Here is a 20,869-nt window from a genome sequence, read left to right on the forward strand (position 1 = left end):
CGAGTCCTTCACTTGAGGTTTAACTCACATCCTAAATTAAGCCATGTGGTTTTGGGGGCGAACCACGGAACGTCCGCCCCCCACCCCGCAGTCGGCATCCCGTTCCTTCCTGAAAGGCCCATGGAGCCATGCGCAGAATCAGAGTCGCAGCGGTCGGCGCCGTCACCCTCTCCCTCGTCCTCGGGGCGGCCGCCTGTGGTGGTGGCGGCTCCACCGACGGGAGCGGGTCCAACGAGCAGCCGAAGACGCTGACCTACTGGGCCTCCAACCAGGGATCGAGCCTGGAAGTCGACAAGCAGGTCCTCCAGCCGGAGCTCGACAAGTTCGAGAAGCAGACGGGCATCAAGGTCAAGCTCGAGGTCGTGCCGTGGGGCGACCTGCTCAACCGCATCCTGACCGCGACCACCTCCGGTCAGGGCCCCGACGTCCTCAACATCGGAAACACCTGGAGCGCCTCGCTCCAGGCCAGCGGCGCGCTGCTCCCGTGGGACGCCAAGAACTTCGAGAAGATCGGCGGCAAGGACCGGTTCGTGGAGTCCGCGCTCGGCTCCACCGGCGTCCAGGGCCAGGACCCGGCGGCCGTCCCGCTGTACTCGATGGCCTACGCGCTCTACTACAACAAGAAGGCGTTCGCCGACGCCGGCGTCACCAAGCCGCCGACCACCTGGGACGAGGTGATCGCCACCGGCAAGCAACTGACCAAGGACGGCAAGGCCGGACTCGGCGTCGAGGGCTCCAACCTGTCCAACAACATCCACCAGGTCTTCGTCCTGGGCAAGCAGCACGGTGCGGACTTCTTCACCGCGGACGGCAAGGCCGACTTCACCTCCGACGGCGCGGTCAAGGCCGTGAAGCAGTACGTCGACCTGATGGCCGATGCGCAGATCGTCGCCAAGGGCAACGCCGAGTACTCCCAGAACCAGTCACTGAGCGACTTCGCCAAGGGCAAGACCGCCATGGTGCTGTGGCAGACCGCTTCGGCCACCTTCGCCGCGCAGGGCATGAAGGAGGACGAGTGGGGCGTGGTCCCCGCGCCCGTGCAGTCCGGCGCGCCGGGCACGGGAACGTCCACCAACTCCATGGTCGCCGGCATCAACATGGCCGTCTTCAAGAACACCAAGAACATCGACGGCGCCACGAAGTTCGTGAACTTCATGACCGGTGACGAGGAGCAGAAGATCCTCAACAAGGCCTACGGCTCCATCCCGCCGGTGAAGTCCGCGCAGACCGACCCCGCCTTCAACACCCCCGGCCTCGCCGTCCTGCGCGACACCCTCGCCAAGAGCGCCTCCGCCCTCCCGCAGGTCCCCGAGGAGTCGCAGTTCGAGACGGTGGTGGGCACCGCGGTCAAGGAGCTCTTCGCCGACGCGGCGGCCGGCCGTCCGGTCACCACGGAGTCGGTGAAGGCGAAGCTCGAGAAGGCCCAGCAGCAGATGCCCAAGAAGTAGGCACGGACACCTCATGACCACCACCGCACCCCCTCGTACGGGCAAGCGGACGGTACGGAAGAACCACCCCGGAGCGGCGCCTCGCACCCGCCGCTCCGGGCGGCTCCGCCGGATCTCCCTGCCGTACCTGCTACTGCTCCCCGCACTCGTCCTCGAGCTCCTGGTCCACCTGATCCCGATGGTCATCGGCATCGTGGTCAGCTTCAAGGAGCTCACCCAGTTCTACCTCCGCGACTGGGGCAACGCGCCCTGGTCCGGCCTGGACAACTACGCCCTGACCGTCGACTTCGACGCACCGGTCGGCGAGGCACTGCTGAGCTCCTTCTTCACCACGTGCCTGTTCACCTTCTTCTCCGTGGGCCTGTGCTGGTTGATCGGCACGGCGGCCGCGATCTTCATGCAGGAGACGTTCAAGGGCCGGGGCATCCTGCGCACCATCTTCCTGGTGCCGTACGCACTGCCCGTCTACGCCGCCGTCATCACCTGGGCCTTCATGTTCCAGCGCGACAACGGCCTGGTGAACCACGTCATCCACGACCAGCTCGGGCTCACCGACAGCCCGCCGTTCTGGCTCATCGGCGACAACGCCTTCGTCACCCTGCTGGTCGTCTCGGTCTGGAAGGGCTGGCCCTTCGCCTTCCTCATCATGATGGCCGGCCTGCAGAACATCCCCCGCGAGATCTACGAGGCCGCGGCCCTGGACGGGGCCGGCGTCTGGCAGCAGATCCGCCGCATCACGCTCCCCTCGCTGCGCCCGGTCAACCAGGTCCTGATCCTGGTGCTGTTCCTGTGGACGTTCAACGACTTCAACACGCCGTTCGTCCTGTTCGGGAAATCGGCACCGGCGTCGGCCGACCTGATCTCCATCCACATCTACCAGTCCTCGTTCCAGACCTGGAACTTCGGCACCGGATCCGCGATGTCCGTCCTGCTGCTGCTGTTCCTGCTCGTCGTGACCGGCCTCTACCTCCTGTTCACCTCCCGAGGAAGGAGCGCCACCGATGCCTAAGCACACTCAGGCGGTGCAGTCCCGGTCGCCCATGGCGCCCCCCAAGTCGTTCCTCGTGAGCCGGCTGGTCTTCCTGACGCTCCTCACCGGCTTCGTCCTGCTGCCGGTGTACGTCATGATCTCCAGTTCGCTGAAGCCGCTGCAGGACGTGTCGGGGAAGTTCCAGTGGATCCCCTCCGGCCTGACCGTCCAGCCGTACTTCGACATCTGGAAGACCGTCCCCCTCGGCGACTACTTCATGAACTCGCTGATCGTGGCCGGTTCGGCGACCGCCTTCTCCGTCATCATCGCGATCTTCGCGGCCTACGGCGTCAGCCGCTACTCCTTCCGCGGCAAGCGGGTCTTCACCGTCACGGTGCTGTCGACGCAGATGTTCCCCGGCATCCTCTTCCTGCTGCCGCTGTTCCTCATCTACGTCAACATCGGCAACGCCACCGGGATCGCGCTGTTCGGCTCGCGCGCCGGGCTGATCCTCACCTACCTGACGTTCTCGCTGCCGTTCTCGATCTGGATGCTGATCGGGTACTTCGACTCGGTCCCCAGGGACCTCGACGAGGCCGCCAAGGTCGACGGCTGCGGTCCCCTCGGCGCCCTCTTCCGCGTCATCGTGCCCGCCGCGATCCCCGGCATCGTCGCCGTCGCCGTCTACGCCTTCATGACGGCCTGGGGCGAGGTGCTGTTCGCCTCGGTGATGACCAACGACGCGACCCGCACCCTCGCGGTGGGCCTGCAGGGCTACTCGACACAGAACGACGTGTACTGGAACCAGGTCATGGCCGCCTCGCTCGTCGTGAGCCTGCCCGTCGTCGGCGGCTTCCTCCTCCTCCAGCGCTACCTCGTCACCGGGCTGACCGCCGGCGCGGTCAAGTAGCCCCTTCTCCCATGACTTTCGAAAGGTTCGCTGTGTCGGATTCCATTGACCTCGGCGCCTTCCCCCAGGACTTCGCCTGGGGCACGGCCACTTCCGCGTACCAGATAGAGGGAGCCGTCAAGGAGGACGGCCGCGGGCCGTCCATCTGGGACACGTTCTCCCATACCCCCGGCAAGATCGACAACGGTGACACCGGCGACGAGGCCTGCGACCACTACCACCGCTGGCCCGAGGACATCTCCCTCATGAAGCAGCTGGGCACCAACGCCTACCGCATGTCGATCGCCTGGCCGCGCATCGTCCCCGACGGCTCCGGACCGGTCAACGCCCGGGGCCTCGACTTCTATGACAAGGTGATCGACGGGCTCCTGGAGGCCGGCATCACCCCCTCGGTGACCCTCTACCACTGGGACCTCCCCCAGGCCCTGCAGGACCGCGGCGGCTGGACCGTCCGCGAGACCGCCGAGCACCTGGCCGCCTACACCTCCGCCGTCGCGGAACGGCTCGGCGACCGCGTCACCCAGTGGGCCACCCTCAACGAACCGCTCTGCTCGGGCTGGATCGGCCACCTGGAAGGCCGCATGGCCCCCGGCCTGACCGACCTGACCGCCGCCGTCCGCGCCTCCTACCACCTCCTGCTGGGCCACGGCCTGGCCGCGCAGGCCATCCGTGCCGCAGCACCCGGCGCGCAGATCGGCCTCGTCACCAACCACTCCACGGTGGTCCCCGCCTCCGACGGCCCCGAGGACATCGCCGCCGCCGTCCGCATGGACGGACACACCAACCGCTGGTGGCTCGACCCCGTCTACGGACGCGGCTTCCCCACCGACATGCGGGAGCTGTACGGCGTGGAGCTGCCCGAGCGCCCCGGCGACCTGGACACCATCGCCGCGCCCCTCGACTGGCACGGCCTCAACTACTACTTCCCAGCCACCGTCACCAACGACGCCCAGGGCCCCGTCCCCTTCGCCCGCGAGGTCCGCCTCCCGGACGTACCGCGCACCGGCCTGGACTGGCAGATCGACGCCAACGGCATCGAATCCCTGCTGCTGCGCCTCACCCACGACTACGGCGTGCAGAAGCTCTACGTCACCGAGAACGGCTCCGCGTTCCCCGACACCGTCGGCCCCGACGGCGCGGTCGACGACCCCGAGCGCACCGCCTACCTCGAGCAGCACCTGGCAGCCTGCGCCCGCGCCGTCCGCCAGGGCGCCCCGCTGGCCGGCTACTACGCCTGGTCCCTGCTGGACAACTTCGAGTGGGCCTACGGCTACGACAAGCGCTTCGGCCTGGTCCACGTCGACTACGCGACCCAGCAGCGCACCGTGAAGACCAGCGGCCGCCGCTACGCGGACATCGTCCGCAGCCACCGCGAGCTCCACGCGTAGGTCCGGCGGCTCGCCCACGGTCCCGGCCGGATTCCGTCCCACGCCGGCACGGTAGGGCGCCCCCACCCCCCTTCCCCACCCCTTCCCCTTCGCCCCCGCGGAACGCTCGGCCGGAACACCCGGCCGAGCTTGCGGCGGTGCTCCCGGGCAGCCGGACGAAGCATCCGGAACTTCCCCTGCCATATGCCTACCGGCCTGCGCGTACCGGTGCCTATGGTGTGGCTCCGGACCATCCCGGGCCCAGCACCCTCCCGGCTCCCCACGGGAGGGTTGCCGTGCGTCCGGGTTCGTCCCGGCCCCCGCGTCCACGCGGAACCCGACGAGCCCCCGGCCGTCAGGGCGTTCGCGGCGAACACCCCGGCCGCGCCGGGATCCCCGACCAGCAGCCGGGTCGTGACGACCCCACAGCAGCCCATGGCCACCCATGGGCTGCTCACGGCTGCCCGGGCGGTCGATCCCGCCCGCCACTCGGCACTTAATGAAAGCCAAAAGAAAAGGCGTCACGGTCCTTGACCGGCCGATCGCGTTACGGGCAAGGTCTGGAGAGCGCTCTCCCGTTCAGGTTCGTTAAAGGAGCACCCATGCCCACTGGCATACCTGTCGATGTGTTGCCACGCGGACGACGTCCCGTCTCCACCCGGAGGGGGATCGCCGGGGCGGTCACGACCGCCCTCGTCGGCAGCCTGCTCGCGCTGGCACCGTCCTCCCCCGCCGTCTCCGCGGAGGCGCCGCTGGTGTCCCAGGGCAAGGCCGTGACTGCCTCCAGCCAGGAGCACTACGGCACCCCGGCGGCCGACGCCGTCGACGGCGACAACGGCTCGCGCTGGTCCAGCGCCGCCTCCGACGCCCAGTGGCTGCAGGTGGACCTCGGCGCCGCGACCGAGCTGAGCAAGGTCGTCCTGCAGTGGGAGGCCGCCTACGCCAAGGCGTACCGGATCGAACTGTCGGCCAACGGCACCGACTGGTCCACGGCCCACTCCACGACCACCGGCGCCGGCGGCACCGAGACCGTGAACATGACCGGGACCGCCCGCTACGTCCGCATGCAGGGCGTCTCCAGGGCCACCGGCTACGGCTACTCGCTCTGGGAGTTCAAGGTGTTCGGGGCCACCGGGGGCGACGGGGGCGGGCCGACCCTGCCGGGCGGCGGCGACCTGGGCCCCAACGTGCACGTCATCGATCCCGCCACGCCCGGCATCCAGGCCAAGCTGGACGAGGTGTTCGCCCAGCAGGAGTCGGCGCAGTTCGGCAGCGGACGGCACGCCTTCCTGTTCAAGCCGGGCACCTACGACAACATCAACGCCCAGATCGGCTTCTACACCCAGATCGCCGGCCTCGGCCTGAACCCGGACGACACGACCTTCAACGGCGACGTGACCGTGGACGCGGGCTGGTTCGGCGGCAACGCCACCCAGAACTTCTGGCGCTCCGCGGAGAACCTCGCCGTCAAGCCGGTCAGCGGCACGAACCGCTGGGCGGTGTCCCAGGCGGCGTCCTTCCGCCGGATGCACGTCAAGGGCGACCTCAACCTCGCCCCCGCCGGGTACGGCTGGGCCAGTGGCGGCTACATCGCCGACAGCAAGGTCGACGGCACGGTCGGCCCGTACTCGCAGCAGCAGTGGTACACCCGCGACAGCACCATCGGCGGCTGGACCAACGGCGTGTGGAACATGACCTTCTCCGGAGTCGAGGGCGCCCCGGCCACCTCCTTCCCGGAGCCCCGCTACACCACCCTCGACACCACTCCCGTCTCGCGCGAGAAGCCCTTCCTCTACCTGGACGGCAACGAGTACAAGGTCTTCGCACCGGCCAAGCGCACCAACTCCCGCGGCACCAGCTGGGCCAACGGCGCAGCGCAGGGCGAGTCGGTCCCGCTGAGCAAGTTCTACGTGGTGAAGCCCGGAGCCACGGCCGCCACCATCAACAGCGCGCTCGCCCAGGGCCTCAACCTGCTGTTCACGCCCGGCATCTACCACGTCGACCGGACCATCAACGTCGATCGCCCCGGCACGATCGTGCTGGGCCTGGGCCTGGCGACGATCATCCCGGACAACGGGGTGACCGCGATGAAGGTCGCCGACGTGGACGGGGTCAGGCTCGCCGGCTTCCTCATCGACGCCGGACCGGTCAACTCCCCGACCCTGCTGGAGGTCGGCCCGGCCGGCGCTCCGGCCGGCCACTCCGCGAACCCGACGACCGTTCAGGACGTCTACATCCGCGTCGGCGGGGCGGGCGCCGGCAAGGCGACGACCGGCATGGTCGTCAACAGCGACGACACGATCGTCGACCACACCTGGGTGTGGCGCGCCGACCACGGCGAGGGCGTGGGCTGGGAGACCAACCGCGCCGACTACGGGGTGCGGGTGAACGGTGACGACGTCCTGGCCACGGGCCTGTTCGTCGAGCACTTCAACAAGTACGACGTGGAGTGGTACGGCGAGCGCGGAAAGACGGTCTTCTACCAGAACGAGAAGGCCTACGACGCCCCGAACCAGGCCGCCATCCAGAACGGCACCACCAAGGGCTACGCCGCCTACCGGGTCGACGACTCGGTGACCACCCACGAAGCGTGGGGCCTGGGCAGCTACTGCAACTACGACGTGGACCCGGCCATCCGCCAGGACCACGGCTTCAAGGCCCCGGTCAAGCCCGGCGTCAAGTTCCACAGCCTCCTGACGGTGTCGCTCGGCGGCAACGGCCACTACGAGCACGTCATCAACGACACCGGGGCGTCCACGGTCCCCGCCGGCACCTCGACGGTTCCCTCCACGGTGGTCTCGTACCCCTGAGCCGTCCGGCCTCCCCCACCGGTTCCGCCCACGCGGCGCAACCGCCCCCAACACCCCGGGCCCGGTTTCCGCCCTGCCGCCGCGGACCGGGGGCACCACCGCACGACCGGCCTCCGCCGACCCGCCGGAGCCGCACCCACTCCCCTGGGCCGGGTGAACCGATCTCCGCGCCCCGGCCCAGGGGCCCCCTCACACCAGGAGCCGCAATGTTCCCCCCTCCCGCCACGAGAAGCACGCTCCGCCGCACGCGCGGCGCGGCCGCCCTCGCCACCCTGGGCGCACTCCTCGCGTCCTCGCTCACCCTGGCCGCCGCCCCCACCGCGGTGGCCGCCGACTCCCTGCTCTCCCAGGGCAAGCCGGCCACCGCCTCCTCCCAGGAGGGCGAGGGCTACTCCGCGGCCGCCGCCTTCGACGGCAACCTCACCGGCACGCGCTGGGCCAGCCAGTGGCGCGACGCCGAATGGATCCAGGTCGACCTGGGCGCGAGCCGCAGCCTCAGCCGGGTCGTCCTCACGTGGGAGGGCGCCTTCGGCAAGAACTACGAGATCCAGGTCTCGGACGACGGAACGAACTGGCGCACCGCCAAGACCGTCACCGGCAGCGACGGCGGCACCGACGAGATCGCCGTCTCCGGCAGCGGCCGCTACGTGCGGATGAACGGCCTGATCCGTTCCGGCGGTTACGGCTACTCCCTCTGGGAGTTCCAGGTCTACGGCACCACCACGGCGGAACCCCCGGCCCAGGGCGCCGTCCGCGTGGCCGGCTCCCAGGGCAACTGGCAGCTGACCGTCGGCGGGCAGCCGTACACGGTCAAGGGCCTCACCTGGGGTCCGTCCTTCGCGGACGCACCGAAGTACATGCCCGATGTGAAGTCCATGGGCGTCAACACCATCCGCACCTGGGGCACGGACGCGTCGAGCAAGCCCCTGCTCGACACCGCCGCGGCGAACGGGATCCGGGTGATCAACGGCTTCTGGCTGCAGCCCGGAGGCGGCCCCGGCTCGGGCGGCTGCGTCAACTACGTGACCGACGCCGCGTACAAGAGCAGCATGCTGACCGAGTTCGCGAAGTGGGTGGACACCTACAAGTCGCACCCGGCCACGCTCATGTGGAACGTCGGCAACGAATCCGTCCTCGGCCTGCAGAACTGCTACAGCGGCGCCGAGTTGGAGGCGCAGCGCAACGCCTACACCACGTTCGTGAACGACGTGGCCAAGAAGATCCACACCATCGACCCGGACCACCCGGTCACCTCGACCGACGCCTGGACGGGCGCGTGGCCGTACTACAAGCGCAACGCCCCGGACCTCGACCTGTACTCGATGAACTCCTACGGCGACATCTGCGGGGTGAAGCAGGACTGGGTGGACGGCGGCTACAACAAGCCCTACATCATCACCGAGACGGGCCCGGCCGGCGAGTGGGAGGTGCCGAACGACGCCAACGGCATCCCCGACCAGAAGACCGACGTCCAGACGGCCGAGGGGTACACCACCGCCTGGAACTGCATCACCGGTCACCAGGGCGTGGCCCTGGGTGCCACGATGTTCCACTACGGCATCGAGCACGACTTCGGCGGCATCTGGTTCAACCTGCTGCCCGACGGGCTCAAGCGGCTGTCGTACTACGCGGTGAAGAAGGCGTACACCGGGTCGACCACGGGCGACAACACGCCGCCGGTCATCAGCAACATGGTCGTCGACAAGGCCTCCAACGCCCCGGCCGGCGGGGAGTTCACCGTCCGCGCCAACATCAGTGACCCGCAGAACGACCCGCTGACGTACAAGGTCTTCCTCAGCGGCAACTACGCGAACGGCGACAAGCGCCTGGTCGAGGCGCAGTGGCGGTCGACGGGCAACGGGACCTTCGCGGTCACCGCTCCCGAGAAGCTCGGCGTCTGGAAGGTGTACATCCAGGCCGAGGACGGCCGCGGCAACGCGGGCATCGAGACCAAGTCCGTCAAGGTGGTCGCCCCGCCCGTGAGCGGCACGAACGTGGCGCTGAACAAGCCGACGACCGCCTCCTCCTTCCAGGCCGGGTACGGGGACTGCCCCTGCGCGCCGGGCAACGCGACCGACGGCAAGGCCGGCACCCGCTGGGCCAGCGACTGGAGCGACCCGCAGTGGATCTCGGTGGACCTCGGTGCCTCCACCGCGATCCGCACCCTGCAGCTGGTCTGGGACCCCGCGTACGCCAAGTCCTACGAGGTGCAGCTCTCCGACGACGGCACCAACTGGCGCACCGTCCACACGACGACGACCGGCAACGGCGACATCGACACGATCAACGTGTCGGCGAACGCCCGCCACGTACGCCTGAACCTGACCGCCCGCGGCACCGCCTGGGGCTACTCCCTCTACGAGTTCGGCGTCTACAGCTGACCCCGTGACGGCGCGGCACTGAACGCGGAGCACCGGCCGCCCTGACCCGGTCGGTCCTCCGTACGGGCCCGGCTCTCCCCGCCTGAACCGCGGGGAGGGCCGGGTCTTCTCGAACCGCAGGCGGGGAGCGGATGACGTGAATGGGGTGGGGATGAGCGAGGACATGCTCGATCGACTGCTGGAGAAGCTCGATCTGGCACAGAAGGTGCGGCTGCTGTCCGGGGCCACGACGTGGCGGACGGCGGGCGAACAGGCCGTCGGCCTCCGGGAGATGGTGACCTCCGACGGCCCTGCAGGGGTGCGGGGAGAGGCCTGGGACGAGCGGCTCACCTCCGCGCTGCTGCCCTCGGCGTCCGCGATCGGCGCACTGTGGGACGAGGACCTGGTCGAGGAACTGGGGGGCCTGCTCGCTTCGGAGGCGGTCCGCAAGGGCGTGGACGTCGTCCTGGCGCCGACGCTCAACCTGCACCGCACGCCCCTGGGCGGCCGGCACTTCGAGTGCTTCTCGGAGGATCCCGTACTGACGGGCCGCACGGGCGCGGCGCTCGTCCGGGGCATCCAGGCCGCGGGCGTGGCGGCCACGGCCAAGCACTACGTGGCCAACGACTCCGAGACCGGGCGGATGCACGTGGACGTACGCGCTTCCGAGCGGGTGCTGCGGGAGGTGTACCTGGCTCCGTTCGAGGCTGTCGTCGGGGCGGGCGTGTGGCTGGTGATGGCCGGCTACAACAGCGTGAACGGCGCGACCATGACCGCCAGTCCACTGCTCGCCGAACCCCTCAAGGGCGAGTGGGGCTTCGACGGGGTGGTGGTCTCCGACTGGGGCGCCCTGCGGTCGACCCTGGAACCGGCCCTCGCCGCACTCGACCTGGCGATGCCGGGACCGCAGGGCCCGTGGGGGGCGTCCCTCGTCCGGGCCGTGCGGGACGGCCACGTCCCCGAGCGGGCCGTCGACGAGAAGGTGCGGCGCCTGCTGCGGCTGGCCGGACGCGTGGGGGCACTCGAACCGCACCGGCCCCCGCGCACCCCGGCGTTCGGACCCGACGACACGCGGACGCTGCTGCGCCGCACCGTGGCGGCCGGATCCGTGCTGCTGAGCAACCGCGCGGCGCTCCCGCTCGACCCGTCCGCGCTGGCGGAGGTCGCCGTCATCGGCGTGCACGCCGACTGCCCGCGCCTCCAGGGCGGAGGCAGCGCGGGGGTCTTCCCCGCGCACGTGGTCACTCCGCTCGACGGGATCCGGGCCCGGCTGGAGGGCCTGGCCCGGGTCGTGCACGTACCGGGTCCGGGACTGGGCGTCCCCCCGGCGCCCCTCGGCACCGACTGGTGCGGCGACCCGCGCTCAGGGCGGCCCGGCGTGCTGCTGCGCCTCCTGGACGAGGCGGGCCACGAGATCTACGCCGAACACCGGCTGTCCGGGCGCCAGTTGGAGCCCCCCGTGACGCCCGCCGCACGGACGGTGGAGATCAGCGCGCTCCTACGGCCGCAGGCGGCCGGGGAATGGACCTTCGGCATCGCCGGCTTCGGCCGCATGAGCCTGACCCTCGGTGGACGGACCGTACTGGACGGCACGTTCCCGTGCACCACCGACGATCCGGCCGTCGTCCATGTGAACCCGCCCCTCCACACGGTGCGGGCGACCCTGGACACGACGGAACCCGTTCTCCTGACGGCCCGGCGCGAGCTGGTCCCCGGGGCCGGGCGCGCCACGGTCGTCGCGGCGGCGGCGCCGGAGCCCGAGGCGGCGGCCGCGCTCGCCGAAGCGGTGCGGGCGGCCCGCGACGCGGACGCCGTGATCGTGGTCGTCGGCACGACCGAACACACCGAGACCGAGGGCCACGACCGCGGCGGCCTCTCCCTGGGCGGCCACCAGGACGAGCTGGTCCGCGCCGTGGCGGCCGCCAACCGGCGCACCATCGCCGTGGTCAACAGCGGCGGCCCCGTCGAACTGCCGTGGCGCGACGAGGTGGGCGCGGTGCTGCTCACCTGGTTCCCCGGGCAGGAGGCCGGTGCCGGGCTCGCCGACGTCCTGTTCGGGGACTCCGAGCCGGGCGGCCGCCTCCCCACCACCTGGGCGGCCGCCCTGACCGACGCGCCCGTCACCCACGCGCACCCGGTCGACGGCCGCCTCGCCTACGACGACGGCGTGCACATCGGGCACCGGGCCTGGCTCCGCACCGGCGGGCGGCCCGCCTACTGGTTCGGCCACGGTCTGGGTTACACCACCTGGGAGTACGGCACGGTCCACGCCCCGGCGGAGGTCACGGAAGGCTCCTCGTTCGCGGTCCTCGTCCAGGTGCGCAACACGGGCGACCGGCCCGGCCGCGAGGTCGTGCAGGTGTACCTCGCCCGCCCGGAATCCACCGTCGAGCGTCCGGTCCGCTGGTTCGCCGGCTACGCCGCGGTCCACGCGGAAGCCGGCGCTTCGGCGAGCGCCGTCGTGGAGGTGCCGGCCCGCGCGCTGCGGCACTGGTCCGAAGCCGAGGAGGCCTGGCGCACGGAGCCCGGGACGTACCGGGTCATGGTGGGCCGCTCAGCCGGCGACCTGGTGTGGAGCGGGACGGTGGAGGTCAGGGGGACCCGGTGAACCATGCGGCTCCGATTGACGGCGCGGGCGGGGCGGTGTGACGATGCGCCGATGTCGGACCTGCACGCCCGGATGGCCGCCCGGGTCGGTGACCTCACCGCCGTCGTGGTCGCGCGCTGCGCGGCGGAGGCGCCGTTCTACGGGGCGCTGCCCCGCGCCACCCTCCAGGGCGAGGTGGCGCGGTCCATCGCGGCGGTGAACGCACTGCTGCTCAGGGCGCTGCGCGACGGCGGCGCGGGTGCGATGGGTCCGGGCGACGTGACCCGGCTCATCGAGTGGTCGGCGCGGCGGGCCGAGGAGCGCGTCCCCCTCGAAGCGGTGATCGCCGCCTACCTGATCGGCGCGGAGGTGTGGTGGCAGACGCTGACGGAGGTCGCGGAGCCGGACGAGCTGGCCGGAGCGGGTGGCAAGCTGCTCGCCTGCCTGCACTCCGCGCTGCCCGCGGTCGTCCTCGCCCACCAGAACGCCCGGGACGACCTCCACAGCGAGGACAAGCGGGTACGGCGAGCCCTGCTCGGCGCCCTGCTGGCGGGACGTCCCCACGAGGAACTGGCGGACGCGGCACGGGTGTCCGTGGCGGGTGAGCACGAGGTGGTCGCCTTCGCGTTCGCGTCCGACCCGCCGACGAGGCTGGTGCAGTCCTCGCTCGACGCCTTCACCGGGACCCCCGTGCTGATGGACCACGTCGCCGGCATGGCCCTCCTGCCGGGCCGGCTCGACGTACCGGGCCTGGTGGCCCGGCTGGAGAAGGACGTGGGGCAGTCCGTGCTCGCCGCCGCGGCCCGCGCCTCCGTCCCGGCGGCCGTCCCGACGGCGGCGCAGGAGGCCGGTCGCGTACTGGATCTCGTACGGCGCCTGGGCCGCCCACCCGGGTGCTACCGCCTCGACGACGTCCTGCTGGAGCACCAGATCGCGCGCCCCGGGGACGGGCTCGTGCGGCTGGCGGCCAAACTCGACCCCTTGGACGAGCACCCCTTCCTGCTCCGGACGCTGCGCGTGTTCGTGGAACAGGGGCTCAACCGCCGCCGGACGGCGTTGGAGCTGTGCGTCCACCGCAACACCCTGGACTACCGGTTGCAGCGGGTGGGCACGCTGACCGGTCTCGACCTCGCGGTCCCCGCGCAGGCGCGGCTGATCCAGGCGGCGCTCGTCGCCAGGGACCTGGCCGGGACCGCGGATCACCGCGAGGCCACCGGGTGACGCTCTCACGCGGGTGACGTGGATTGCGGGGGTGACGTGGATCCGGGTCAGAGCCAGGCCCGGAGTTCCTCGTGCCGCGGTGCCAGGACCGGGCCTGCGCCGGGGTGGTCGAAGACCATGACCGGCCGGTCCGCGTTCCAGCCGGGCCAGCCGGGGTCCCCGGTCGTGGCGTAGGCGACCCAGGCCCGGTGCATGGCGTCGGCCAGGGGCTGGGGGGCGCCGGGCCCGGTCAGGTCCTCGGCGGCGCCCAGGTTGTCGAAGACGAAGCCGAGTTCCAGCGCATGGCACGCGCCGAGCCCCATCACGGGTGAGCGCCAGGCGAATTCGTAGACGAAGGTGCGCTCGGGCCGGGAGTCGGCGAGCCGGTTGAGCGGCCCCCGCACCAGCAGGTCGGTGGCCATCTCTCCGAGGATCTCACCGGGTGTGGCGTGTGGCCGGGTGGCCCGGTACAGCCGTGCCACCCGGTACGGGACACGGAACTTCAGCAGGGCCAGCCGCAGGGTGAGCCGGCCGATCCGGTCGACGGTTCCGCCGGGCACGAACCACAGCCGGTACTCCTCCCGGTTGCAGCCCAGCAGGAGGTCGGCCGCGGGCAGGGGCGGGTCGGCGGGCACCGCGTCGCCGTCGGTCACGATGTGGAATCCCGGGCCGCCTCCGATGGGGTCCGACCGGTCGACCACGGCGGCCTGCGCGTCCAGCAGCCGGTCCCGGTCCACCGCCGCGAACGCCTCGGCGGTGGCAGGGATCCGCAGTCGTTTGGCCATCGCCCGTACGGTCTTCGCGCCCTCGCGGCGCGACACCGTGTGCGGCGGGCCGCTCTGCAGGACCGCCCTGCAGAAGAGTCCGGCCGCGCGGGGGCTCGTCACGAGGGCCGCGATGCTGATCGCGCCGGCGGACTCCCCGCACACGGTCACGTTCGCCGGATCTCCGCCGAAGGCGGCGATGTTGTCGCGGACCCAGGCCAGGGCCGCGATCTGGTCGAGGAGGCCCCGGTTGTCCGGGGCGTCGGGGAAGACCCCGAACCCTTCCACGCCCAGCCGGTAGTTGACGGAGACGAGGACCACCCCGTCGCGTGCGAAGGCGCGCCCGTCGTAGAGCGGCAGGCTCGACGAGCCGTTGCGCAGCGACCCCCCGTGGATCCAGACCATGACGGGCAGCCGTCCCTCACCGACGGACGGCGTCCAGACGTTGAGGTTGAGGCAGTCGTCCCCGGCGATGTCCGGATCGGGGATCAGCCGGTCCAGGGGCGGGCGGTACGGGCGCTTGGGTGCGGTGGGCCCGTACTCCAGGGCGTCCCGCACCCCTTCCCAGGGCTCGACGCGGGCGGGAGCCCGGAAGCGGTGGGCTCCGAAGGGCGGGGCGGCGTACGGGATGCCGAGGAAGGCGGCGATCCCGTGGTGGAACCGGCCCCGGACCTTGCCCTGAGCGGTGGTCGCGAGGATTTCCCCGGCTGAACCGGTCACCGGGTGGCGAGGGCGTTGCGGCGGACGTCGGACCAGGTCCCGCTGTCGGTGCAGATCCCGCAGACCGCCCCGAGGAACTGGGCGCGCGCCGTCTGGTCCCCCATCAGGTGGGCCTTGAACCAGGCGGTGGTGGGTGCGGCGAACGGGCCGGGGTCACCCACGACCGTGAAGTGGTCGGCGCCGCGCAGTTCCCCGTAGACGGCCGGGATGTGGTCGGCGTCGTCGTAGAAGGCCTTGACCAGGAAGGGGAAGACGATGCTGTCCTTCTGCCCGGCCAGGAGGAGCGCGGGTACGCGCACGTCGTCGATGTCCGCCAGGGGCCCGGGCTGGATGGGCAGGACGGTGTCGATGCGCGGGTCCGCGCCGACGACGATGGCGGCGGCTCCGCCCTGCGAGTGGCCGGAGGCGCCGATGTGCTCCAGGTCGACGCGGTCGTGGAAGGGGCTGCCGGGATCGGCGTTGCGACGGGTGAGCAGGTCGATGCCGGCCCGCATGGAGATGCCGAGGTTGGACTGCGGGGTGTTGGCGGCGGCGACGATGAAGCCCTGACCGGCCCAGTGCAGCAGCAGATCGCGGTAGACGACGGGGAAGGCGAAGGTCCCGTTGCCCCACACGATCACGGGGTGGCGGCGGTCGCTGGTCGCGATGTCGCGCGGGTAGTACAGGGTGGTCACGGCCCCGACCTCCACCTCGGTGGCGTAGGGACCGGGAGCGCCGTAGTCGGCCGGGGCCGCCCCGGCGCCGGTGGAGGCCTCTGCCGCGCCCGCGCCGGCCGGGGCCGTCAGCAGGAGCAGGAACGCGGTCAGGGGGACGAGCAGTTTTCTCCAGAGCACAGCGGACTCCCGATGCCGTCACGGTGAACCGGACGTCCCGTCCGGCTCACGCCTTGTATGACCGCACATCCTGGAGCACGCTGCGAAGCCCGTCTCTGGGCAAGCGCGGCAAGCGCGGACACCCGAGTTCGTGCAACATGCCGAGAGGCACGGGCACGGCAGGGGTGCCATGCTCGGTTCCGCCGCGGTGACGGGCCGTGCGTACCGTGCCGTACGGCTACCCGGCGAGTGCGGGGATGACGTACTGGCCGTACGCGTCGATCGCGGCTTCCCGGGCGTCGTGCATGTTGTAGAGGGCGAACTGGTCGACGCCCAGGTCGCGCAGGGCGCGGAGCTTCTCGATGTGGGCCTCGGCGGGGCCCAGCAGGCAGAAGCGGTCGACGATCTCGTCCGGGACGAAGTCCGTGGACGGGTTCCCGGCGCGGCCGTGGTGGCTGTAGTCGTAGCCGTGCCGGGCCTTGACGTACTCCGTCAGCTCCTCCGGAACCATCGAGGAGTGCTCCCCGTAACGGGACACCAGGTCCGCCACGTGGTTGCCGACCATCCCGCCGAACCAGCGGCACTGGTCACGTGCATGGGCCACGTCCTCACTCACATACGCGGGGGCGGCCACGCAGATCGTGATCGAGTCCGGGTCTCTTCCAGCCTCGACGGCGGCCCGGCGGACCGCCTTGATCATCCACTCGGTGAGGTAGAGGTCGGCGAGCTGGAGGATGAACCCGTCGGCCTTCTGTCCGGCCAGGGCCAGCGCCTTGGGCCCGTACGCCGCCATCCAGACGGGCAGCTTCCCGTCCTTGATCCAGGGGATCTTGATCGGGTTGCCGTCGACCAGCGCCTCCCGGCCCTCCGCCAGGTCCCGGATGACCTCGATGGCCTCCCCCAGCCGGGCCAGGGTGTTGGGCGCGCGCCCGGCGACCCGCATCGCCGAGTCGCCGCGCCCGATCCCGCAGACCGTGCGGTTGCCGAACATGTCGTTCAGCGTCGCGAAGGTGGAGGCGGTGACCTCCCAGGTGCGGGTGCCGGGGTTGGTGACCATCGGCCCGACGTGCAGCTTCTGCGTGTTGGCCAGGATCTGGCTGTAGATGACGAACGGCTCCTGCCACAGCACGGCGGAGTCGAAGGTCCAGCCGTAGCGGAAGCCGTTGCGCTCGGCGCGCTTCATGAGGCTGACGACCTGGGAGGCCGGCGGGTCGGTTTGCAGGACGAGGCCGAAGTCCATGCATGGCTCCTTGCTGCTGCTGTGTGCGGGTGCGGCTTACAGGTACTGGCAGGTGGAGCGGGGGATGAAGGCCCCGTGGCCGGCCCGGCCGGTGAACTCCCGCCGGTCGATGACGAGTTCGCCCCGGGACAGGACCGTGTCGACGCGTCCGGTGATCCGCTTGCCCTCGTACGCCGAGTAGTCCACGTTCATGTGGTGCGTCTCGGCGGAGATGACCTGCTCGGCGTGCGGATCGTAGAGGACGATGTCGGCGTCGGAGCCCGGCGCGATCGTGCCCTTCTGCGGGTAGAGGCCGAACATCCGGGCCGGGGTCGCGCACGCGATCTCGATCCAGCGGCGGCGGCTGATGTGCCCGTCCAGGACGGCCTGGTGGAGGAGGTCCATGCGGTTCTCCACCCCCGGCAGCCCGTTCGGGATCTTCGAGAAGTCGCCCCGGCCCAGCTCCTTCTGGCCCCGGAAGCAGAACGGACAGTGGTCGGTCGAGACCACCTGGAGGTCGTTCGTACGGAGCCCCCGCCACAGCGCCGCCTGGTGCTCGCGGGGGCGCAGCGGTGTGGAGCAGACGTACTTCGCGCCCTGGAAGTCGGGCTCTTCGAGGTTGTCGGTGGACAGGAAGAGGTACTGCGGGCAGGTCTCGCCGAAGACGGGGAGGCCCTTGTCCCGGGCCGCCGCCAGCTCGGCCACGGCCTCCTCCGCCGAGACGTGGACGACGTAGAGGGGGGCGCCCGCGACCCTGGCCAGCTGGATCGCCCGGTGGGTGGCCTCGGCTTCGAGGAGGACCTTGCGGACCTCGCCGTGGTGGCGGGGGTCCGTCTCCCCGCGCGCCAGGGCCTGTTCGACGAGCACGTCGATCGCGATGCCGTTCTCGGCGTGCATCATGATCAGCCCGCCGTTGCCCGAGGCCCGCTGCATCGCGCGCAGGATCTGGCCGTCGTCGCTGTAGAAGACCCCGGGGTACGCCATGAAGAGCTTGAAGGAGGTGACCCCCTCCCCCACCAGGTGGTCCATCTCCTTCAGGGTCCGCTCGTTGACGTCCGAGAGGATCATGTGGAAGGCGTAGTCGACGGCGCACTTGCCGTCGGCCTTCTCGTACCAGGTGTCGAGGCCCTCGCGCAGGGCGTGCCCCGGTGTCTGGACGGCGAAGTCCACAATGGTGGTGGTGCCGCCCCAGGCGGCGGCCCGGGTGCCGGTTTCGAAGGTGTCGGAGGCCGCCGTACCGCCGAAGGGCAGCTCCATGTGGGTGTGCGCGTCGACCCCGCCGGGGATGACGTACTTCCCGCTCGCGTCGATCGTCCGGTCGGCCGTCCAGGTGTCGGCGGCCGCCGTGCCGTGTGCCGCGAGGGCGGCGACCCGGCCGTCCTCGATCAGCACGTCGGCGTGGAGCTCGTCGGATGCGGTGATGACGAGCCCGCCGCGGATGAGGGTGCGGATGCTGCTCATGTACGTCTCCCCCGGTACTAGTTGAGGGTGCGGAGGGCCTCGGCAAGGATTTCTGCGCCCTCTTCCGCCTCGGCGACGGTGAGGGAGAGCGGCGGCGCGATGCGCAGCACGCTCGTGTTGTGGCCGCCGCCCTTGCCGAGCAGCAGGCCGCCGGCCCGGGCGGCCTCCAGTACGGCGGCGGCCGCGTCCGGGTCGGCCTGGTCGGTGCCGGGCTTCGTCAGCTCCAGGCCGGCCATCAGGCCCCGGCCGCGCACCTCTCGTACGGCGGGCACGGTCGCGGAGATGGCCCGCAACCGCTCCAGCAGCAGGCCGCCGACGCGGCGGGCGTTGCCCTGGAGGTCGTGCTCGAGGAGGTAGGCGAGATTGGCCACGCCCGCCGCCATGGTGACCGGGGAACCGCCGAAGGTGGAGATGGAGTTGGAGTCGAGGCAGTTCATCACCTCGGCGCGGGCCACGACTCCGCCGATGGACATGCCGTTGCCGATGCCCTTGGCGAAGGTGATGATGTCCGGCGGGCCGTTCTGGGCGTGGGCCTGCCAGCCCCAGAAGTGCTCGCCGGTACGGCCCCAGCCGGTCTGCACCTCGTCGCTGATCCAGAGGATGCCGTGCCGGTCGAGGACCTTGCGGAAGGAGCCGTACAGCCCGTCGGGCGGCGAGGTGAACCCGCCGACTCCCTGCACCGGTTCGGCGATGAGCGCGGCGACCCCGCCGCGCGCCTGGCCGAGGACGTCCTCCAGGTCGGCGACGGCCGCGGCGGTGAAGGCGGTGTCGTCGAGGTGGGCGAAGGGTCCGCGGGTGCGGACCGCGCCGTGGACGTAGTACGTCTGGAGCGGCGAGAGGCTGGTCGGGGACCAGCCGCGGTTGCCGGTGATCGAGACGGTGGAGAAGGACCGGCCGTGATAGCTGTTGCGCATCGCCAGGATCTGGTTGGAGCGGCGGTACGTCGTCGCGAGCAGCAGGGCGGTGTCGTTGGCCTCGGTGCCGGAGGTGGTGAAGAAGACCCGGGCGTCGGGGATGCCGGACAACGCCGAGACGCGCTCGGCCAGTTCGATCATCGGGCGGTTGAGGTACAGGGTGGAGGAGTGGATGATCCGCCCGGCCTGTTCGGCGACGGCCTTGGTGACCTCGGGCAGGGCGTGGGCGGTCATCGTGGTGAGGATGCCGCCGAAGAAGTCGAGGTAGCGGTTGCCGTCCGCGTCCCAGACGTGGCGGCCCTCGCCGTGGGTGAGTTCGACGGGGCGGTCGTAGTAGAGCGCGAGCCAGTCGGGCAGGACGGAGCGGTGCCGGCTGTGCAGGGGGATCGGGTTGGTCACGGCTGTACGAGTCCTCCGTAGGCGTCGGGGCGGCGGTCGCGGTAGAAGGCCCACTGGTCGCGGACCTCCTTGATGAGGTCGAAGTCGAGGTCGCGGACGAGGAGTTCCTCCTCCTTGTCGCTGGCGACCTCCCCGACGAACTGGCCGCGCGGGTCGACGAAGTAGCTGGTGCCGTAGAAGTCGTTGTCGCCGTACTCCTCTTGGCCGACGCGGTTGATGGCGGCGACGAAGTACTCGTTGGCCACGGCGGACGCGGGCTGCTCCAGCTGCCACAGGTACCCGGAGAGCCCCCGGGAGGTGGCGGAGGGGTTGTAGACCAACTGGGCTCCGGCGAGGCCGAGTTCGCGCCAGCCCTCGGGGAAGTGCCGGTCGTAGCAGATGTAGACGCCGACCCGGCCGACGGCGGTGTCGAAGACGGGGAATCCGAGGTTGCCCGGGCGGAAGTAGTACTTCTCCCAGAAGCCCCTGACCTGCGGGATGTGGTGCTTGCGGTACTTGCCCAGGTAGCTGCCGTCGGCGTCGATGACCGCGGCGGTGTTGTAGTAGAAGCCCTCGGACTCCAGCTCGAAGACCGGTACGACGATCACCATGCGGGTCTCGCGGGCGAGGGCCTGCATCCGCTGGACGGTGGGGCCGTCGGGGACGGCCTCGGCCCAGCGGTAGTGCTCGGGCTCCTGGACCTGGCAGAAGTAAGGGGCGTTGAAGACTTCCTGGAAGCCGATGATCTGCGCACCCTGGGCGGCGGCCCGGCGGGCGTGCTCCTCGTGTTTGGCGATCATCGACTCGGTGTCTCCGGTCCAGGTGGCCTGGACGAGTGCGGCGCGGACGACTTGGGCCATGAGCTGCTCCTCGCGACGGGTACGCCGGCTTCTACGCACGTAGAGGGTGTACGACGGCTGCGCGTAGGGAGTTGAAGGTAGGCCTCGGC

Annotated in this window: 14 protein-coding genes; 8 read left to right on the forward strand and 6 right to left on the reverse strand. The window is 70.9% G+C overall.

The window, feature by feature from the left end; genetic code table 11:
- Nucleotides 1-128 precede the first annotated feature (128 nt).
- The 8 genes from ACE1OC_RS08625 (at nt 129) to ACE1OC_RS08660 (ending at nt 13,673) form a co-directional block, all read left to right on the forward strand.
- The gene (locus ACE1OC_RS08625) at nt 129-1,448 is read left to right on the forward strand and encodes an ABC transporter substrate-binding protein (protein WP_407836510.1); all 1,320 of its coding nucleotides are present in this window, start codon (nt 129-131) and stop codon (nt 1,446-1,448) included.
- Nucleotides 1,449-1,461: 13 nt separating this feature from the next.
- The gene (locus ACE1OC_RS08630) at nt 1,462-2,457 is read left to right on the forward strand and encodes a carbohydrate ABC transporter permease (RefSeq protein WP_407836511.1); all 996 of its coding nucleotides are present in this window, start codon (nt 1,462-1,464) and stop codon (nt 2,455-2,457) included.
- Between the two features lie 31 nt (nt 2,458-2,488).
- Entirely contained in the window at nt 2,489-3,328 is an 840-nt protein-coding gene (locus tag ACE1OC_RS08635) for a carbohydrate ABC transporter permease (protein ID WP_407841513.1), read from the forward strand.
- 32 nt (nt 3,329-3,360) lie between these two features.
- A complete protein-coding gene (locus tag ACE1OC_RS08640; protein ID WP_407836512.1) occupies nt 3,361-4,716 on the forward strand; it encodes a GH1 family beta-glucosidase in 1,356 nt (451 codons plus the stop codon).
- A gap of 581 nt (nt 4,717-5,297) precedes the next feature.
- On the forward strand, nt 5,298-7,505 hold the full coding sequence (locus ACE1OC_RS08645) for a discoidin domain-containing protein (RefSeq protein WP_407836513.1): 2,208 nt from the start codon (nt 5,298-5,300) through the stop codon (nt 7,503-7,505).
- Between the two features lie 206 nt (nt 7,506-7,711).
- Entirely contained in the window at nt 7,712-9,886 is a 2,175-nt protein-coding gene (locus tag ACE1OC_RS08650; RefSeq protein ID WP_407836514.1) for a discoidin domain-containing protein, read from the forward strand.
- A gap of 151 nt (nt 9,887-10,037) precedes the next feature.
- Complete coding sequence (locus ACE1OC_RS08655; protein ID WP_407836515.1) at nt 10,038-12,473, forward strand: glycoside hydrolase family 3 C-terminal domain-containing protein; 2,436 nt, start codon at nt 10,038-10,040, stop codon at nt 12,471-12,473.
- Nucleotides 12,474-12,524: 51 nt separating this feature from the next.
- Nucleotides 12,525-13,673 carry a PucR family transcriptional regulator gene (locus ACE1OC_RS08660; protein ID WP_407836516.1) on the forward strand — a complete coding sequence of 383 codons (1,149 nt, stop codon included), beginning with the start codon at nt 12,525-12,527 and terminating at the stop codon, nt 13,671-13,673.
- Nucleotides 13,674-13,720: 47 nt separating this feature from the next.
- On the opposite strand, the gene ACE1OC_RS08665 is transcribed toward ACE1OC_RS08660, so the two are convergent.
- The 6 genes from ACE1OC_RS08665 to ACE1OC_RS08690 form a co-directional block, all read right to left on the reverse strand.
- Nucleotides 13,721-15,136, reverse strand: coding sequence for a carboxylesterase/lipase family protein (locus tag ACE1OC_RS08665; RefSeq protein ID WP_407836517.1), 1,416 nt, complete (start codon nt 15,134-15,136; stop codon nt 13,721-13,723).
- On the reverse strand, nt 15,133-15,969 hold the full coding sequence (locus tag ACE1OC_RS08670) for an alpha/beta hydrolase family protein (RefSeq protein ID WP_407836518.1): 837 nt from the start codon (nt 15,967-15,969) through the stop codon (nt 15,133-15,135). Before ACE1OC_RS08670 ends, ACE1OC_RS08665 begins: the two co-directional genes overlap by 4 nt.
- A 217-nt stretch (nt 15,970-16,186) precedes the next feature.
- Nucleotides 16,187-17,188, reverse strand: coding sequence for a TIGR03842 family LLM class F420-dependent oxidoreductase (locus ACE1OC_RS08675; protein ID WP_407836519.1), 1,002 nt, complete (start codon nt 17,186-17,188; stop codon nt 16,187-16,189).
- Between the two features lie 36 nt (nt 17,189-17,224).
- Nucleotides 17,225-18,628 carry a dihydropyrimidinase gene (gene hydA, locus ACE1OC_RS08680; RefSeq protein ID WP_407836520.1) on the reverse strand — a complete coding sequence of 468 codons (1,404 nt, stop codon included), beginning with the start codon at nt 18,626-18,628 and terminating at the stop codon, nt 17,225-17,227.
- 17 nt (nt 18,629-18,645) lie between these two features.
- Nucleotides 18,646-19,941: an aspartate aminotransferase family protein gene (locus ACE1OC_RS08685; protein ID WP_407836521.1), complete on the reverse strand. Its 1,296-nt coding sequence runs from the start codon at nt 19,939-19,941 to the stop codon at nt 18,646-18,648.
- Nucleotides 19,938-20,780, reverse strand: a complete 843-nt coding sequence (locus ACE1OC_RS08690) for a nitrilase-related carbon-nitrogen hydrolase (protein WP_407836522.1) — start codon at nt 20,778-20,780, stop codon at nt 19,938-19,940. Before ACE1OC_RS08690 ends, ACE1OC_RS08685 begins: the two co-directional genes overlap by 4 nt.
- Nucleotides 20,781-20,869: the final 89 nt, after the last annotated feature.

Source organism: Streptomyces stoeckheimensis (assembly GCF_045822005.1).
Classification (GTDB): Bacteria; Actinomycetota; Actinomycetes; order Streptomycetales; family Streptomycetaceae; genus Streptomyces; species Streptomyces stoeckheimensis.

Bases quoted from the DNA above. Each gene is read 5' to 3' on its own strand.
- ACE1OC_RS08625 (WP_407836510.1), top strand. From the start codon at position 129: ATGCGCAGAATCAGAGTCGCAGCGGTCGGCGCCGTCACCCTCTCCCTC.
- ACE1OC_RS08630 (WP_407836511.1), top strand. From the start codon at position 1,462: ATGACCACCACCGCACCCCCTCGTACGGGCAAGCGGACGGTACGGAAG.
- ACE1OC_RS08635 (WP_407841513.1), top strand. From the start codon at position 2,489: ATGGCGCCCCCCAAGTCGTTCCTCGTGAGCCGGCTGGTCTTCCTGACG.
- ACE1OC_RS08645 (WP_407836513.1), top strand. From the start codon at position 5,298: ATGCCCACTGGCATACCTGTCGATGTGTTGCCACGCGGACGACGTCCC.
- ACE1OC_RS08650 (WP_407836514.1), top strand. From the start codon at position 7,712: ATGTTCCCCCCTCCCGCCACGAGAAGCACGCTCCGCCGCACGCGCGGC.
- ACE1OC_RS08655 (WP_407836515.1), top strand. From the start codon at position 10,038: ATGAGCGAGGACATGCTCGATCGACTGCTGGAGAAGCTCGATCTGGCA.
- ACE1OC_RS08660 (WP_407836516.1), top strand. From the start codon at position 12,525: ATGTCGGACCTGCACGCCCGGATGGCCGCCCGGGTCGGTGACCTCACC.
- ACE1OC_RS08675 (WP_407836519.1), bottom strand. From the start codon at position 17,188: ATGGACTTCGGCCTCGTCCTGCAAACCGACCCGCCGGCCTCCCAGGTC.
- hydA (WP_407836520.1), bottom strand. From the start codon at position 18,628: ATGAGCAGCATCCGCACCCTCATCCGCGGCGGGCTCGTCATCACCGCA.
- ACE1OC_RS08690 (WP_407836522.1), bottom strand. From the start codon at position 20,780: ATGGCCCAAGTCGTCCGCGCCGCACTCGTCCAGGCCACCTGGACCGGA.